We start from the raw sequence: 16,063 nt of genomic DNA, 5'->3' as shown, positions 1-16,063 counted from the left end.
CAGCACGACCGACACGTCCCCGTTGGCCAACGGCTTGGCCAGCACGTCAAGGCCACCCGACGCGGAGACCTCCTTGCCCTGTTTGCCGAGCGAGTCCTGGTCGACCGCGATCACGTTCTTGTTCAGGTACAACGACATCGTGGCCGGGGTCGCGGCAGGCAGGTTGGTGCCGGAGATCAGTGGCGCGGCCATCTCAGACCACAGGCTGAACTCGGCGCGGTCCTCGGTGAACGACATGCCGTTGCCGACTTCCAGCATGTCCGGGTCGTTCCACCGCCCGGGCAGGGCGTATTTCGACAGTCCCGCCTGGCCGAAGCCGATCTGGGTCATGCGCGAGAACCTGTCGGTGATGTCGCCGGTGGTGCGCCACAGATTGCCGCCCACCGAGCCGCCCCAGCGCCAGACCTGCGCCACGCCATACTGGCAAAGGCTGTAGACGATGGGCCGGCCCGTCGCCATCAGCGCCGCCTCCATCTTCCGGTAGGCGGTCAGCTCGATCTCCTGGGCCTTCTCCAGCGAGCCCGTCGCCTTCATCTGGTCGCCCAGGCTGCAGAGATCGTATTTCAGGTAGTCGATGCCCCAGTCGGCGTAGGTCTTCGCATCCTGCGCCTCGTGACCCTGGCTGCCCTCATAGCCGGCGCAGGTCTTGGGCCCGGGCGAGGAATAGATGCCGAGCTTCAGTCCCTTGGAATGGACGTAGTCGGCCAGCGCCTTCATATCCGGGAACTTGGCGTTAGGGTGGATGATCCCCTGCGCGTCGCGCGCGCCTTCCCAGGTGTCGTCGATATTGATGTAGCGGTAGCCGGCGTCGCGCATCCCGCTGGCGACCATGGCGTCGGCCTGGGCCCGCACCGTGGCGTCGTCGATCTTGGCCTCGAAGTGGTTCCAGCTGTTCCAGCCCATTGGCGGCGTAGTCGCGGCCGCGGCCGGCGCGGCCAGGACCGCGGATGGCGCCGCGGAGCTTAGAAGACCGGCGGCCAGGATCAGTGACGCCAGACCGCTTCGGGCCTTCAGAATCCGTGGCATTTAAGCTTCGCCTCCCGTTTTGTTGACAACATACCCCAGGTTGACCCCCGGGCGCTGGGGGTTCACGTTCGCAGAAACGTCACACGATCGTCGCTTTTGCTTCATGGGCCACGAATAGCGAGACCGCAGATCGGCCGCAGACAAGCGGCGCGGCTGAGGGGTTATGACTATGACATCGAAATCCTCGCTCCTGGGGAGCGCATCCATCCTTCTCATCTGTGCGCTGTCGGCCGCCGGCACGGCGCAAGCCGCGCCCAAGCACAAGCACAAGGCCCCCGTGGCCGCCAGCTCCCCACTCGCCGACGAAGTGAAGGCCCTGAAGGCGCAGGTCGACGCCCTGACCGCCACCGTCCAACAGCAGGCTGCGGCGCAGCAACAGACCCAGGCCCAAGCCGCAGCGAGCCAGGCGCAGGCCGAACAGGCCACCGCCGCGGCTCATGCCGCCCAGGCCAAACTGGACATGCAGATCGAGCAGATCCCCGGCACGGTGCAGACGGCCGTCGCCGCGCAGCCGGCCCCGACGCTCGACAAGCTGAAGTACAAGGGCATCAGCCTCACCCTCGGCGGCTTCGCCGAAGCGGCCGGCATCTACCGGTCGAAGACGCTGGAATCCGACATCGCCTCCAGCTTCGCCAAGATCCCGTTCGAGAACTCGCCGCTTTCGCAGATCCACGAACTGCGCGGCACCCCCCACCAGAGCCGGGTTTCGTTCCTCGCGGCGGGCGACGTCAACCAGGCGACGCACGTGGCCTTCTATGGCGAGTTCGACTTCAACGCCGCGGCCCAGACCGCCAACTCCAACGAGAGCAACTCCTTCAACCCGCGGATCCGCAACCTCTACGCCACGATGGACTGGGACTACTGGGGCCTGCACATGCTGGCCGGCCAGAACTGGTCGCTGGCGACCCTGAACTCGAAGGGCATCACCCCGCGCAACGAGGTCCCGCCGCCGGTCATCGACGCCCAGTACGTGCCGGGCTTCTCCTGGACCCGTCAGCCGCAGATCCGGATCACCAAGGACTTCGACGACAAGCAGTTCTGGCTCGCCGCGTCGGTTGAGAACCCGCAGACGACCTTCACCGGCACGGCGGGCAACGCCCTGCCCACCGGCGTCAGCGTCCTCGACCTGGCCACCGGCAACGGGACGATCAACGGCGCCCCTGCCGCCGTGTCCGCTTTCTCCGGCTTCAACGCAGTCAACACCAGCTCCTTCAACCGCACGCCCGACGTGATCCTGAAGGCAGCCTGGGAGCCCTACATCGGCGTCGACCGGCCGCTGCACGTCGAAGCCTTCGGCATCTACCGCGACTTCTACGACCAGATCACGGTCACCGCGGCCAACACCCAGGGCCTGACCCCGGGCGTCCACGAAGCCGATGTCGCCGGCGGCGGTTGGGGCGCGGGCGTCACCTACACCGCCATCCCCAAGATCCTCGATCTGCAGGCTACGGTGATGAGCGGCAAGGGCATCGGCCGCTACGGCGCCGGTCAGCTGTCGGACGCCACCCTGCGCATCGACGGCAAGGTCGCGCCGATCTCCGAGACCATGTACCTGGTCGGCGGCACCCTGCACGCCACCCCGGCCGTGGACCTCTACGTCTTCTATGGCGACGAGCGTGAGAACTCCAAGATCAGCACGCTGGGGACAGCGAACTTCGGGTTCGGCAACCTGGCCAACACGATCTTCACCTCGGCCGGCTGCACCACCGTCGGCGGGACCTGCTCGGCCACCGTCCGCGATGTCAGCCAGATCACCGCGGGCCTCTGGGACAAAGCCTTCACGGGCTCCTTCGGCCAGATTCGGATCGGCCTGCAGTACTCGCACACCAAGCTGGAGGCCTTCTCCGGCGGCGGCTACACGCCGAAGACCACCGACGACATGATCTTCACCAGCTTCCGCTACTACCCGTTCTAGGACCTTGCGTGGGAGCGTCGGCGACGCTCCCACGCGCCTTTGCCGACGGCGGGCGCCCGCGCAAGTCGTCCCCCGATTCGAACGCCCCATAGACTCGGCCAGCGTCGCAGCTCAGTCATGAGCGGTGCGGATCTGAGGGACTCGGGCGATGGACTACGGCGACTATCTGCAGTTGGAGACCCTGCTTAGCGCGCAGACCGCCGCGACCGGCGAGCATGACGAGCTGCTGTTCATCGTCATGCATCAGGCCACCGAGCTCTGGCTGAAGCTGTCGATCCACGAGATCCGCAGCGCCGCCGAGCGCATCCGCGCCGACGACCTTCGCTCGGCGTTCAAGACGCTTTCCCGGGTCGCACGTATCCAGGCCCACATGATCCAGGCGTGGGAGATCCTCGCCACCATGACGCCCTTCGACTACGCGAACTTCCGCGAAAGCCTGGGCGCCAGTTCGGGCTTCCAATCCTTCCAGTACCGGCAACTGGAGTTCCTGCTGGGCGCCAAGGACCGGCGGATGCTCGACGTCCACGACGCCTCGCCCGCGCGCCACGCCGAGCTGCAGGCCCTGCTCGACGCGCCCAGCCTCTATGACGAGGCGCTGAGGCTTCTCGCGCGGCGCGGCTTCGCCATCCCCGCCGATCATCTGGAACGGGACTGGAGCGAGCCCTACGCCGCCAGCGGCGAGGTGGAGGCGGCCTGGCTCGCCATCTACCGGCGGACGGACGAGTTCTGGGACCTCTACGAACTCGGCGAGAAGCTGGTCGACCTGGAATACCGCCTTCAGCAATGGCGCTTCACCCACATGAAGACCGTGGAGCGCATCATCGGCTTCAAGCGCGGCACCTGCGGATCGGAGGGCGTCTCCTATCTGGTCAAGGCGCTGGATCGGAAGCTGTTCCCCGAGCTCCTCACCTTGCGAACCGCGATGTGAGACGCCCCGACCAGTGGCCTACCAAGTGTAGCGAACCTGCAGGCCGTAGGTGCGGGGGAAGTTGTAGCGGACGACGTTGTTGGTCGCGGTGGGCGCGCCGAACACCACATAGGTCGTGTTGAACACATTCTCGGCGTGCAGCGCGATCTCGTAGCGGCCGACATCGACGCCGATCCGCGCATCGAAGTCGGTGTAGTCGTCCAGCAGTGGGATCTGCGCCACTTCCTGCACGCCGCCCCAGCGGCCGTTGCCTTTGAAATTGAAGAAGCCGGTGACCGCGTCGGTGATCGGGTGGGTGTAGTAGGCGTCGAGCGTCGCCGTCCAATCCGGCTGCTGCGGCTGGCGCAGGCCGTTGTAGATGCCCGCGCCGATCTTGCCGCCCTCGCGCGCGCCGCTCAGCGTCAGCTGCAACGGACCGCCGAAGATATCGAAGTGGCTGGTGCTCTCGAACTCGACGCCCCACAGCGAGGCCGGGCCCGCATTGAAGGCGAAGGCCGTCTGCTGCACCGGGCACACCGGGCTGGCGACGAAGCAGCCGTTGTTGCCCTGGATGATCAGGTTGGTGAACTCGTTGTCGTAGACGTCGGCGGTCAGATAGATGTTGGGCAGGACATTGCCCTTGAAGCCGACCTCGTAGGCGGTGAGCGTCTCGGAATTGTAGGAGATTGGCACCGGAATCGGCTGCCGCGCGTCGCCCAGCGAGGTGTTGAACCCGCCGGGCCGGAAGGCTGTCCCCACCTTCGCATAGAGCAGCCAGTCGGCGATCGGCTTGTAGCCGGCGGTCACGGTGTAGGAGGTCTTGGTGTCCTTCTGGGCGCCGGTAACGTCGAAGGCCACCCCGTTGGCCGCCGGCAGACCGGTGCCGAAATCCACCCGCTGGGTGCTGAAGGTCTCGTCGTCGTGCGTCACCCGCAAGTCGCCCGACACATTGAACTTCGGCGTGAAATCGTAGCCCACCGAGCCGTAGGCGGCGTAGGACTCGAACCGCTCGTGGCCCACGTCATTGGTGCCGATGCTGGGGCTGGCCGCCGTCGGGGTCTTGCCCAGCACGCTCTGCGGCAGGTCCCGCAGCAGGTAGTATTCCGCCCCCACCAGCCAGGTGAAATCGCCGACCTTCTGGCCGGTGAAGTGGACGTCCTGGTAGAAGATCTTGGCGCGGTCGAGCTGGTTGCCGCCCAGGCCATAGTCGGCGGCGAGCACGGTCGGGATGGCCGCTGTCGCCACCTTGCCTGCGGCGACCAAAGACTGGGCGTACTGCAGGGACGAGGCGTCGCGGTCATAGGCGTTCTGACCGCTGCGGTCGCGGTACATGGTGGTGGTGACGAAGCTGCCGAGGCTGAAGTCGGTGTTGGTGGCGAACTCGTAGTTGTCCATCCGCATCTTGGCTTCGGACGTCGAATTCCACGGCAGGCTAAACCGGTCCTGATGGAAGCCGGCAGGATAGGTGGCGCTGGGGAAGGTGTTGACCTGGTAGACCAGGCCCGGGAGCTCTTCGTTGCCGTGCTCGATCAAGAGGTTGGCGGTGAACGGACCCTGGTTGAAATTGAGCTGGCCGCGCAGGAACTGCTTGTACTGCTGGTCGGCGTACCGATCGAGAAGGGGCATATGATAGAAGCCCTTCGACTGGTCCATGAAGTCCGCGCCGAAGCGCATAGCCCAGTGGTCGTCGATCGGCAGATTGACCACCAACTGACCCTCGTAGTGGTCGTTGTTGGCCACGTCGCCCAAGGCGAAGCCTTCGTACTGGTGCGTGGGCCGGGCGGAGATCACATTGACCGAGCCGCCTTCGGCGTTGCGGCCGTTTAGGCCGCCCTGCACGCCGCGCAGGATCTCGATGCGGCTGGCGTCGAACAGGTCGAGGTCGGTGAAGGTGCGGCCCAGAACGGTGCCGCCGCCGATGAACGCGCCGTCGCGGAACAGCCCCACGCCGGACTCCGCGGTGGTCGCCCGCGAGGTGCCGGAGCCGCGGATCGAAACCTCCGAGGTCACCGGGTTCGAGGTGTTGGCGAAGTTCACTCCGGGCACATTGGTGAGCAGGCTCTGGGCCGTGGCGACGCCGCCGATCTCGCGCAGCTGGTCGGCGCCCAGGGCTGTGGCCGCCGTCGGGATGTCGCGCAGGCGCTCCTCGCGCTTGCGGGCCGTGACCACGATCTCTTCGAGGTTGGCGGCGTTCGGCGCGCTAGCCTTCGAGCTTTGCGTGGGGCCGGTGTTCTGCGCCTGGGCATAGGCCGGCGAGGCGGCGGCGATGAGCGCGGCCGCTAGGAGCGCGCCGGGCGCAGCCGCGCCTGCGAACAGATAAAGCCGGCGGTTCGAAGCGGCGAACGTCATGTTTCCCCCTAGGTTTCAGGCGCTCTGTGTCGCCTCTTGCGGGGAACCTGGGACTCGTGCGTTCCCGGATCAATCGATTTGCCCATAGCTTCCCGTTATGAGCCCTGTCGGGATTGTCATCTCCTCCGCATAGGTTGCATCCACCAGCGCAAGTCCTGCTTTCCCTTAGGGTAAAGGCATTCCGCGGGACAAATCCGACCTCCTCTGGCCCATTCCATCGCGGCATGGGTCCATTCCGCGACGACGGCCCTCAACCGCCAAGCGTGGCTGGACTTGCGCCCCCGGCGGCCGAATAAACTGCAAACAAAATCAAGGGAGCGTGACGATGATCCGCAAGAGGCTGTGGCTGGCGACGGCGCTGGCCGTTCCGGTGCTGGGGGCGTTGGCCCTGGCAGTCGCGTCGAAGTCCGGCGGCCACGCGATCGCCGCGACCACCGCGCCCGCCGCCTCCGAGGCGCCGACCGCGCCCGGCGCGACCTATGTCAGCCGCAAGGCGCCTGACACCCGCCGCGCCTTCTTTGGCGACCTGCACCTGCATACCGCCATGTCCTTCGACGCCTGGAGCTTCGGCACCAAGGCGACGCCCGACCAGGCCTATAAGTTCGCCCGCGGCGAGACGGTGATGATCCCGGCCTCGCAGGTCGCCCGCGAGGAAGGCTTCACGCCCACCGGCATGGTCCCGGCCAGGCGCCGTTGGCCGCTCGACTTCATGGCGGTCACCGACCACTCCGAATTCATGGGCGTGATGAACCAGCTCGACGATCCGTCCAGCCCGGTCGCCAGGACGCCGATCGGCCAGAAGATCCTCGCCGATCCGCACCAGGCATTCCTCGTGGTGGCGCCGGCCAAGGGCAATATCGGCAGCAATCCGGAGGCCGAGCAGTTTCATCCGCAGCAGGCCATGCTCAGCACCTGGAACCTCCAGATGAAGGCGGCTAACGACAACTACCAGCCCGGCAAGTTCACCACCTTCATCGCCTATGAGTGGACCTCGGCGCCGGATGGCAAGAACCTGCACCGCAACGTCTTCTTCAACGCCGACCATGCCCCGCCGCCGTTCACCTCGGCCCAATCGAACCGGCCGGAGGACCTGTGGAGCTTCCTGGAGAAAGTCCGGGCGAGCGGGATCGACGTGATCGCCATCCCGCACAACGCCAACGCCTCCGACGGGCTGATGTACGACTGGAACGATAGCGACGGGCGCCCGATCAGCGAGGCCTATGCGCAGCGGCGGCTGAAGAACGAGCCGCTGACCGAGATCGCCCAGAACAAGGGGGTTTCGGACACCACCCCGACGCTCTCGCCCAACGACGAGTTCGCCAACTACGAGCTCTACGACCACCTGATCTCGCGCCCCACCGTGAAGAGCCGCGAGGACGGCAGCTATGTCCGCCAGGCCTTGGGCCGCGGCCTGGCCCTGCTCGGGCGGGTCGGCGCCAATCCCTATAAGTACGGCCTGGTCGGCGCGACCGACATCCACAACGGCCTCAGCTTCACGGACCCGGACGGCGTCGGCGGCTCGTTCGGCGCGCCGGCGGCCATGCTGCCGATGGGCGACGCGGCCAAGCGCGCCCTGCAGATCATCCGCATCCCCGCCCGCCTCGACAGCGACGCGGACGCCAAGGGCGCCGCCCACTCCTTCCAGAAGACCCTGGAGGTCGGCACCGGCGGCGTCACCGGCGTCTGGGCCGAGGAGAACACCCGCAACTCGATCTATGCGGCGCTGAAGCGCAAAGAGACCTTCGCGACCAGCGGCACCCGCATCCGGGTGCGGATGTTCGCCAGCTGGGCCTATCCGGCCAAGCTGCAGGCGCGGCCCGACTGGGTGAAGGTCGCCTACGCCACCGGCGTGCCCATGGGCAGCGACCTGCCGGCGACGGCGCGTCCCACAGCGCCGACCCTGGTGCTGCAGGCCATGAAGGACCCGGACGGCGCCAACCTCGACCGCATCCAGGTGATCAAGATGTGGCGCGACGGCGACGGCTATAAGGAGCGCATCTTCAACGTCGCGCTTTCCGGCGGCCGCCACGAGGACGCCAAGGGCAAGGCCCCCGCGGTCGGCGACACCGTCGACCTGAAGACCGGCAAGTACGCCAACACCATCGGCGCGCCGGTCCTGACCGCCCAATGGACCGACCCGACCTTCGACGCGTCGAAGCCCGCGGTCTACTACGCCCGGGTGCTGGAGATCCCGACGCCGCGCTGGAGCACGCTGCTGGCCATCAAGAACCAGTTGCCGATCCCCACCGAGGTCCCGGCCACCATCCAGGAACGGGCCTGGAGCTCGCCGGTGTGGTTCACCCCGCCGAAGACGACCAAGGTCGCGTCACGATAGAGGCAGGGATGCGCCTGTACGCCGTACGGAAGGCGTCTATAACCTTCGGGCATGGTCGACCCGAAGAGCCGTACTGCGCCGCCACCCGGCCGCCTGGGTGCCGTGAGCGCGTCCCGCCTCGAACGCATCGAGCTGAAGCACCTCGAACACGTCCTGGAAATCTGCCGGGCGGGCAGCTTCAGCGCTGCGGCCCGGCGGCTGCGCCTGAGCCAGCCGGCGCTCAGCAAGAGCATCTCACGCCTGGAGGCGCAGCTGGGCCTGCACCTCTTCGAGCGCACCGGCGGAGCGGCGCGCCCGACCGAGCTGGCTGAGCTGATCGCCGAACGGGGCCGCGCCCTTCTGGTCTCCTCCAACGCGCTCAGCCGCGAGCTGGAACAGCGGGCCAGCGGCGTCACCGGACGCCTGCGGATCGGGGTCGGGCCGACGACGCGCCTCAAACCGCTGCCGCAGGTGGTGCGCGGCGTCCTGGCCCGGTTTCCCGATATCAAGCTGGAAGCCAACCTCGACAACGGCCTGGCGATCATGCGCGGCGTTGACCAGGGCCGTTACGACCTGGCCTTCGGCTACAGCGAGAACGCCGAAGCCTTCGGCGACCTGATCCGGATCAAGATCTTCGACGATCAGCCCATCGCGGTGGTCCGCCCCGGCCATCCGGCGGCCGGCGCCAAGCGCCCGCTCTCCGCCTCGGAGCTGCTGCAATACCCGATGGCCAGCGTGGGGATCACCACCAACTTCGGCGCCTGGATCGGCGAGCTGTCGGAGATCGAAGCGCGCAACGTCGACGCCTATGTCAGCAACGACATCGACATGCTGAAGTCCTGCTTCCCGGACAACTACACCCTGCGCGGCGCGCGGTTCGTCTTCGCCGACGACCTGGCCTCCGGCGCCCTGGTCGAGGTGCCGCTGCAGTGGGAGTCGACCTACCACTGCTGGATGGTGACCACGCCGGAAAACTGGCGGCTCCCCGTCGTCAAGGCGGTGGCGGACATCGCGCGCGAAGGGGCCGGCGAGGCGATCAAGGCCGCTTGACGGCTGCGGCGGGATACCCGCCACTTCGCAGCGACAAACCGACTCCCGAACCGGCGGCGCAATTGGCGTCGAACGGTCCACATCGCCCCGGCGATGAAGGCTTGAGGGGTCGCGAGGGGGAGCGAAGATGCAGCTGGGCGCCGTCGACTGGGGCATCATCGCCCTCTACCTGCTGTTCGTGCTGGGCATCGGCCTGGTCGCGGCGCGGGGCGCCAAGAGCGGAACCGACTTTTTCCTGGCGGGCCGCTCGATCCCGGCCTGGGTGGCGGGCCTGGCCTTCATCTCGGCGAACCTCGGCGCGCAGGAGGTGATCGGCATGGGCGCCTCAGGCGCCAAGTACGGCATCTCGACGGCGCACTTCTATTGGATCGGCGCCATCCCGGCGATGGTGTTCATCGGCGTCTTCATGATGCCGTTCTACTACGGCTCCCGCGCCCGCTCGGTGCCCGAGTACCTGCGCATGCGGTTCGACGAGAAGACCCGCGCGCTCAACGCCGTCACCTTCGCCATCATGACCATCCTGAGCTCGGGGGTCTCGATGTACGCCCTGGCCAAGCTGATCCAGACGCTGCACGTCTTCGATGTGCCGTTCGAGCGGCTGGGCCTGCCGCAGGCCTGGATCTTCCACGCGGCGATCCTGGCCTCGGCCCTCGTCGTGCTGGTCTACATCTACCTGGGCGGCCTCAAGGGCGCGATCTACAACGAGGTCCTGCAGTTCTTCTTGATCGTCGCGGGCTTCGCCCCGCTGGTCTGGCTGGGCCTGAAGCAGGTGGGCGGCTGGCATGGGCTGGAGACCACCCTGGGGCCGAGCTACACCCAGGCCTGGCACGGCATGGCCCACGCCACCACCAACCGCCTGGGCGTCGACTGGTTCGGCCTCTCCATGGGCCTCGGGTTCGTCCTGTCCTTCGGCTACTGGTGCACCGACTTCCTGGTCGTGCAGCGGGCGTTGGCGGCCAATTCCATGTCGGCCGCCCGGCGCACGCCGCTGATCGCCGCCGGCGTGAAGATGTTCATCCCCTTCATCGTCATCCTGCCCGGGCTGATCGCCATCGCGCTCACCGCCGCGCCGGACAAGGCCGGGGCCATGACCCATCCGGTGGCGGTCGCCGGCGCGATCCAGCAGCACGACCCCGGCGTCATCCCGATCAAGATCGACAGCGCCACCGGCAAGCCGATGCTCGACGCCCGCGGCCAGCCGCAGCTGGACTACGATCTGGCCACGCCGAACCTTTTGCTGCGCTACTTCCCGACGGGCATGCTGGGGGTGGGCCTGACCGCGCTCCTGGCCAGCTTCATGTCGGGCATGGCGGGCAACGTCACCGCGTTCAACACCGTCTTCACCTACGACATCTACCAGGCCTACATCCGAAAAGACGCTGACGACCGCCACTACCTGCGGGTCGGACGGCTTGCGACGGCGCTCGGCATCTCCGCCTCGATTGCGGCGGCCTATATCGCCAGCCAGTTCAACAACATCATGGACCTGCTGCAGCTCACCATGGCGTTCGTGAACGCGCCGGTGTTCGCGACTTTCCTGCTCGGCATGTTCTGGAAGCGGACCACCGGCCACGGGGCGTTCACCGGCCTCGCCACCGGGATCGCGGCGGCGGCGCTGCATCACGGCCTGACCCTGCCCCTCGACAACATTCCCGGCGTCAAGGGCGGGTGGCTCGCCGTCACCCACACTTACCCCAGCGAGATGGCCCAGAACTTCTGGACCGCCATCTGGGCGTGGAGCGCCTGTTTCGTCGTCACCATCGCGGTCAGCCTGGTCACCCGCCGCGGACCCGAGGAGGCGCTCGCGGGCCTGACCTATTCCCTGACTCCGAAGATCAGCGAACCGCCCGGCCCCTGGCTCGCCCGGCCGCCGGTGCTCGGTGCGATCATGATCGTCGCCGTGATCGTCCTCAACATCATCTTCCGCTAGGAGTCCGGCCATGATCTTCGACGTGCGTCTGCCGATCGGCCTGCTCTTCCTGTGCATCGGGGTCCTGGTGGCAGGCGCGGGGTTTCTGGGGGACCCGGCCGTCTTCGCGGCCCATTCCGCAGGCCTCAACATCGATGTCGTCTGGGGGCTGGTGATGGCCGGCTTCGGGTCGCTGATGTTGCTGCTGGCGGCCCTCGCCAGACGCAAGACCCCACCGCCGACTCGGTGAACCTCCGGGACATCTGACGGCCCGATCGCCGTGGGCTGGGCCCTGGCCTGCGATCCGCGCGAGCCAGGACCGCCAGGCCGAGCTCAGGCCGTCACGATCCGCTCGACGAACGACGCGAAGGCGCGCGCCTTGGTGCTGGCGAGGCGGCCGGTCGGGTAGACGGCCGACAGATTTGTGATCGGCAACGCCCAGTCCTCAAGCACCTCCACCACCTCGCCAGACTTCAGTTCGGGGGAGAAGTTCCACTCCGAGGCTACCGTCAGGCCCAGGCTGCATTTCACCGCCTCGCGCAGGCCTTCCGCTGCGGTCACCTTCAACCGCCCCTGGAGTACGACGGACACCTCCTGCGCGCCCTTTCGAAAGGTCCAGGTGTCGAAGCCGGGAACCCGCGAGTTGATGATCGCCTGATGGCGGCTGAGCTCGCTGGGGGACGTCGGAACGCCATGGCGCTGGAGATAGGCCGGCGTCGCCACGACGACCCTCCGCCCCTGCGCGATGCGGCGCGCGGTCATGTTCGAGTCCGGCATCGGCCCCATCCGCATGGCCACGTCGATGCCTTCGTTGACGAGGTCCACTTGCCTGTCGTCGAGGACCAGCTCGAGCTCGAGGTCGGGGTGCTCGGCCAGGAACCCCGACAATTTGGGAATGACATAGATGCGGCCAAAGCAGACCGAGGTCGACACGCGAAGCTTGCCGGTGAGGGCCGAGGCGCTGCCGCGCGCCGCCGTGACGGCTTCGTTGGCTTCCTCGATCGTCCGCCTGGCCCGCTCATAGAAGGTCCGGCCGGCTTCGGTCGGGACCAAACTGCGCGTCGAGCGCAGGATCAGGCTGACACCCAGCCACGCCTCAAGCTGGGCGACCGCCTTGGAGACGGCCGGCTGGCCGATCCCCTGCTGCCGGGCGACCGCCGAGAACGAGCCGGTGTCGACCACCCGTACGAAGATTTCCAAGGCCGCTAGCCGGTCCATCTGGCGCTCCTGTGGAATAGGACGTCTCGCCTCCTGAACCATTTATCGCGGGATTGGAATAGGCGCCGGTCCGTCACCGGATCTCGTCAACGCGATCCGGATAGAAGGCGACGTAGTCTCGGATCGCCGCCATCGCCGGGAACGGCGCCTCGTAGGTCCAGACCGCGTTGGTCGAGCGCGCGCCGCCGGCGGGGATGCTGAAGTAGGCGGCGTCGCCCTTGTAGGGGCAGTAGCTGGTGTGGTCGCTGCGGCTGAGCGCGGCCATGTCGACATCCCGGCGGGGGATGTACTGCGCCGCCGGATAGCCGGCTTCGCTCAGGGTCAACGCCGTCTGCGTGTCGGCGATCACCTGGCCGCCGACGGTGACCACGACGCGGGCGGGGTTGGGCTGGATTTCGATGGGGTGGTCGGGACCGGGAATCTTTATCGCGCGATCAGGCATGGTGGGTCTCCTTCAGGGTTGGGAGTGGCGACTTGGCGGCCCTCCCAGGGCGCCGTTAAAGCCCCGGAGGACCGCCCTCGCCCGGGCGCGGTGCGAGCGAGGGAATGAGCCGCGCTCGGACGGGCTCAGTGGGACTTGCCGCCGTCGACGTTGAGCACGTGGCCGGTGATGAACCGGGCCTCGTCCGACGCGATGAAGACGATGCCGTCGGCGACTTCCTCGGAAAGACCCAACCGGCCCAGCGGCACCGTGGTCGTCAGCGCCGCCTTGTTCTCCGGCGTGCCGGTGAAGCGGGTCAGCATGCCGGTGTCTGTGGGGCCAGGGGCCACGGCGTTCACGCGGATTCCCGCCGCGGCAAGCTCCCGCGCCACCGACTTGGTGATGCCTTCGACGGCATGCTTCGCGCCCACATAGATCGAGGCCCCGGCCGCGCCCTCATGCCCGTAGGTCGAGGAGATGTTGATGATATTGCCGCTACCCTGGGCCTGCATGGCGCGGACCTCGTGCTTGATGCTGAGCACCACGCCCAGGACGTTGGTGTCGAAGGTCTGGGCGAAGCTTTCCGCCGTCTGGTCGACGATCGGGCCGACCGCGCCTTCGGTGGCGGCGTTGTTCACGGCGACATCGAGCCGGCCGAACCGCGCCACGGTCTTGTCGACGAGGTTGCGGAGGTCGTCCTCCTTGCGCACATCGGCGTTGATGAACTCGGCCTCCGCCCCGAAGGCTCGCAGCTCCTTGGCGAGCGCCTGGCCCGCCTCGTCGCGGCGGCCGGAGACGACGACCCTGGCGCCCTTCTTGGCGAAAGCGACGGCGGCCGCGCGGCCGATGCCGGTCAGCGCGCCGGTGATCAAGACAACCTGACTGTTCATTCTGCGATCCCTCGTTGGGCCGCCCAGGGACCGGGCGGCGTTTCGTGGGAAGTCAGGTGTCTATTCCGCACCACAGGCAGAAGGCGCGGAAAGGGATAGGGCCTATTCCAAAGAGGCGACAAATGAGCCCCAGCCCGACCGCCTAGCCCCGCGGCGGCTCCAGGAGCTCCCGCTCGGCGGCCGGAGCCCACGGAGCCTCTCTGGTGGGCCCGGCAGGACTCGGTTTCAGGAAGTGTCAGGCGACGCCGCGACATTCGATGCAGGTCGACTTCGCGCCAGTGGACGTTGGCCTTCCTCCAGAAATACGATCTTTCTGACCGAGCTCCGAAGAGACGAGGCCGACCCTGTTGCGGACTAGGAGCCCGAAGAGCGTCGCCGAGGGCGCCGACCACAGCAGAAGACTGTCGTTCCCCCTGGGACCAGGGTTGCGCCGAAGGCCATGACGGCGCCACACAGCACCGTGCGCGCGAGGCCCCGCAGAAGCAGGTTGCGGCGCCGAACGGACCGCCGGCTCATTCGGCGGCCGACTTCAGTTTCACTTCGTCCTGCGTATCGTCGACCGCGATCTCGTGTGCGAGATCCGCGAGAGCCTTTTTGACGTTGCGTCGCCGAATGCGCAGGAAGGCCTCAGCGAGCTGCAGCCCGTTGGGCTCGGACAGCATCTCCTCGATGACGCTGTTGTAGGCGCCGGCGTAATTGTCCCCAATTGGGGAGACGGGATCGTCCAAACCTTCGAAGAAGTAGCCGACCGAGATGCGGAGGACGCGCGCCATCCCATAGAGCTCGGAGGCGCCGAACGACGTGATCCGTTTCTATTTCCACCCCACCCCCAACCCCGCCAAGGTGTCGCTGTTCCTGGAGGAGTCCGGGCTGCCGTACGAGGTGGTCCCGGTCGACACCAGCGCGGGCGAACAGCACGGCGCGGTGTTTCGGGCGATCAACCCCAACGGCAAGGTCCCGGCCATCGTCGACACCGAGGGGCTTGGCGGCGAAACCCGGGTGTTCGATTCCAGCGCCATCCTGCTCTATCTCGCCGAGAAGACCGGCCAGTTCGGCGGACAACCCGACGAGCGCGGCGAGTTGCTCTCCTGGCTGTTCTTCATCGCCAGCGGCCTGGGGCCGTTCTCAGGGCAGTCGGTCCACTTCCAGCGCGCGGCGCCGGAGAAGCTGCCCTACGCGATCAACCGCTACCGCCGTGAGGCCGAGCGACACTATCAGGTGCTCGAGGACCGCCTCACCGGCCGCGACCACATCCTCGACAGCGGCTACTCCATCGCCGACATGTCGGCCTGGGGTTGGGTGGACCGTGCGGGGTTTGTGTTCGCCAGCGAGACCCCGCTGGCGGCCTTCCCGCAACTGCAGCGCTGGTTCGCCGCCATCGACGCCCGGCCCGCGGCCGCGCGCGCCCGCGCGGTGGGCAAGGATCACACCTTCAAGCGGGAGTTCGACGAGCAGACGCGGCGCGCCCTCTTCCCGTCGAACTACCCGCCTGCGGAACCCGTCACCGCGTCCTGAACGAGGCCTCAGCCCGGGAGCTTATCAGCCAGCACGTCAGCTCGCCGTATGATTGGCGCCCGGGCGAGGAGCCGCTCGGCGTTGGCCATAAGCGCCTGGGCGATCGGGCCTTCCAGATGCGCCTGTCGGCCAGCCTCATCGGGGAATGCGTCGAAGATCGCGAAGGTCTCTTTGTCCAGGCGCACGGCAAACCAGGCGATGGTCTGAGGCTCCGCGTCCGCCAACGGGCGCGCGCCCGCCAGAAAGTCCGCGACTTCGGCCTCACAGCCCGGCTTGGCGACAAGTTCGACGTAGAGCGCGGTCCTGGTCATGGTGATTTTTCCTGGCGACCGAAGCCGACTGAGTTCGGCGGGCGCAGAGCCTTGTTCGTCGGCGGTCGCCGCGAAGTTACGGTGTCTCCAAGGCGTTGATCCTGGCGGGTTTCCGAGCCCACGGGCCGTACGACCCGGCTCGCTTGCTCGGCTCACGAGCGTCCCGATTCCGCAGTTCGCTTGCGCCGAGCACGCGACGCTGACCTGCGACTGGCTTGGACGCGCCCCTGCTCGGCAA

14 protein-coding genes are annotated in these 16,063 nt (G+C 67.3%); 7 read left to right on the top strand and 7 right to left on the bottom strand.

Annotated elements, in window-relative coordinates; translation table 11 throughout:
- On the bottom strand, positions 1-1,026 hold a 1,026-nt coding region (locus tag VHS75_RS21095; RefSeq protein ID WP_329640594.1), incomplete at its 3' end, for a glycoside hydrolase family 27 protein.
- A gap of 169 nt (positions 1,027-1,195) precedes the next feature.
- Between VHS75_RS21095 and VHS75_RS21090 the strand changes: the two genes are divergently transcribed.
- Positions 1,196-2,941 (top strand): hypothetical protein, encoded by a 1,746-nt coding sequence (locus VHS75_RS21090; protein WP_329640593.1) that lies wholly within the window; start codon positions 1,196-1,198, stop codon positions 2,939-2,941.
- 148 nt (positions 2,942-3,089) lie between these two features.
- Positions 3,090-3,869 (top strand): tryptophan 2,3-dioxygenase, encoded by a 780-nt coding sequence (locus VHS75_RS21085; protein WP_329640592.1) that lies wholly within the window; start codon positions 3,090-3,092, stop codon positions 3,867-3,869.
- A gap of 18 nt (positions 3,870-3,887) precedes the next feature.
- Here VHS75_RS21085 and VHS75_RS21080 read toward each other — a convergent pair whose 3' ends face one another.
- Positions 3,888-6,197, bottom strand: coding sequence for a TonB-dependent receptor (locus VHS75_RS21080; protein ID WP_329640591.1), 2,310 nt, complete (start codon positions 6,195-6,197; stop codon positions 3,888-3,890).
- A gap of 325 nt (positions 6,198-6,522) precedes the next feature.
- Between VHS75_RS21080 and VHS75_RS21075 the strand changes: the two genes are divergently transcribed.
- The 4 genes from VHS75_RS21075 (at position 6,523) to VHS75_RS21060 (ending at position 11,720) form a co-directional block, all read left to right on the top strand.
- On the top strand, positions 6,523-8,532 hold the full coding sequence (locus tag VHS75_RS21075) for a DUF3604 domain-containing protein (protein ID WP_329640590.1): 2,010 nt from the start codon (positions 6,523-6,525) through the stop codon (positions 8,530-8,532).
- Positions 8,533-8,634: 102 nt separating this feature from the next.
- Entirely contained in the window at positions 8,635-9,561 is a 927-nt protein-coding gene (locus VHS75_RS21070; protein WP_329640589.1) for a LysR family transcriptional regulator, read from the top strand.
- Positions 9,562-9,688: 127 nt separating this feature from the next.
- Positions 9,689-11,491: a sodium:solute symporter family protein gene (locus tag VHS75_RS21065; RefSeq protein ID WP_329640588.1), complete on the top strand. Its 1,803-nt coding sequence runs from the start codon at positions 9,689-9,691 to the stop codon at positions 11,489-11,491.
- A gap of 10 nt (positions 11,492-11,501) precedes the next feature.
- On the top strand, positions 11,502-11,720 hold the full coding sequence (locus VHS75_RS21060) for a hypothetical protein (RefSeq protein WP_329640587.1): 219 nt from the start codon (positions 11,502-11,504) through the stop codon (positions 11,718-11,720).
- A gap of 83 nt (positions 11,721-11,803) precedes the next feature.
- On the opposite strand, the gene VHS75_RS21055 is transcribed toward VHS75_RS21060, so the two are convergent.
- From VHS75_RS21055 to VHS75_RS21040, 4 genes are all read right to left on the bottom strand, one after another.
- The gene (locus VHS75_RS21055) at positions 11,804-12,688 is read right to left on the bottom strand and encodes a LysR family transcriptional regulator (protein WP_329640586.1); all 885 of its coding nucleotides are present in this window, start codon (positions 12,686-12,688) and stop codon (positions 11,804-11,806) included.
- Between the two features lie 73 nt (positions 12,689-12,761).
- Positions 12,762-13,130, bottom strand: coding sequence for a DUF427 domain-containing protein (locus VHS75_RS21050; RefSeq protein WP_329640585.1), 369 nt, complete (start codon positions 13,128-13,130; stop codon positions 12,762-12,764).
- Between the two features lie 125 nt (positions 13,131-13,255).
- Complete coding sequence (locus VHS75_RS21045) at positions 13,256-13,999, bottom strand: glucose 1-dehydrogenase (RefSeq protein ID WP_329640584.1); 744 nt, start codon at positions 13,997-13,999, stop codon at positions 13,256-13,258.
- A 512-nt stretch (positions 14,000-14,511) separates the two neighbouring features.
- Complete coding sequence (locus tag VHS75_RS21040; protein ID WP_329640583.1) at positions 14,512-14,772, bottom strand: hypothetical protein; 261 nt, start codon at positions 14,770-14,772, stop codon at positions 14,512-14,514.
- A 28-nt stretch (positions 14,773-14,800) separates the two neighbouring features.
- Here VHS75_RS21040 and VHS75_RS21035 point away from each other — a divergent pair, with 28 nt between their 5' ends.
- Positions 14,801-15,514 carry a glutathione S-transferase family protein gene (locus VHS75_RS21035; RefSeq protein ID WP_329640582.1) on the top strand — a complete coding sequence of 238 codons (714 nt, stop codon included), beginning with the start codon at positions 14,801-14,803 and terminating at the stop codon, positions 15,512-15,514.
- Positions 15,515-15,522: 8 nt separating this feature from the next.
- Here VHS75_RS21035 and VHS75_RS21030 read toward each other — a convergent pair whose 3' ends face one another.
- Positions 15,523-15,825 carry an antibiotic biosynthesis monooxygenase gene (locus VHS75_RS21030; protein WP_329640581.1) on the bottom strand — a complete coding sequence of 101 codons (303 nt, stop codon included), beginning with the start codon at positions 15,823-15,825 and terminating at the stop codon, positions 15,523-15,525.
- Positions 15,826-16,063 lie beyond the last annotated feature (238 nt).

It is taken from the genome of Phenylobacterium sp., from assembly GCF_036264965.1.
GTDB lineage: Bacteria > Pseudomonadota > Alphaproteobacteria > Caulobacterales > Caulobacteraceae > Phenylobacterium.
The sequence above is the reverse complement of the archived record's forward strand: the minus strand, read 5'-3'. Positions and strand labels throughout refer to the sequence as shown.

Excerpts from the sequence above, each read along its gene's own strand:
- VHS75_RS21065 (WP_329640588.1), top strand. The coding sequence starts at position 9,689 with ATGCAGCTGGGCGCCGTCGACTGGGGCATCATCGCCCTCTACCTGCTG.
- VHS75_RS21055 (WP_329640586.1), bottom strand. The coding sequence starts at position 12,688 with ATGGACCGGCTAGCGGCCTTGGAAATCTTCGTACGGGTGGTCGACACC.
- VHS75_RS21050 (WP_329640585.1), bottom strand. The coding sequence starts at position 13,130 with ATGCCTGATCGCGCGATAAAGATTCCCGGTCCCGACCACCCCATCGAA.
- VHS75_RS21060 (WP_329640587.1), top strand. The coding sequence starts at position 11,502 with ATGATCTTCGACGTGCGTCTGCCGATCGGCCTGCTCTTCCTGTGCATC.
- VHS75_RS21030 (WP_329640581.1), bottom strand. The coding sequence starts at position 15,825 with ATGACCAGGACCGCGCTCTACGTCGAACTTGTCGCCAAGCCGGGCTGT.
- VHS75_RS21045 (WP_329640584.1), bottom strand. The coding sequence starts at position 13,999 with ATGAACAGTCAGGTTGTCTTGATCACCGGCGCGCTGACCGGCATCGGC.
- VHS75_RS21085 (WP_329640592.1), top strand. The coding sequence starts at position 3,090 with ATGGACTACGGCGACTATCTGCAGTTGGAGACCCTGCTTAGCGCGCAG.
- VHS75_RS21090 (WP_329640593.1), top strand. The coding sequence starts at position 1,196 with ATGACATCGAAATCCTCGCTCCTGGGGAGCGCATCCATCCTTCTCATC.
- VHS75_RS21080 (WP_329640591.1), bottom strand. The coding sequence starts at position 6,197 with ATGACGTTCGCCGCTTCGAACCGCCGGCTTTATCTGTTCGCAGGCGCG.
- VHS75_RS21075 (WP_329640590.1), top strand. The coding sequence starts at position 6,523 with ATGATCCGCAAGAGGCTGTGGCTGGCGACGGCGCTGGCCGTTCCGGTG.
- VHS75_RS21040 (WP_329640583.1), bottom strand. The coding sequence starts at position 14,772 with ATGGCGCGCGTCCTCCGCATCTCGGTCGGCTACTTCTTCGAAGGTTTG.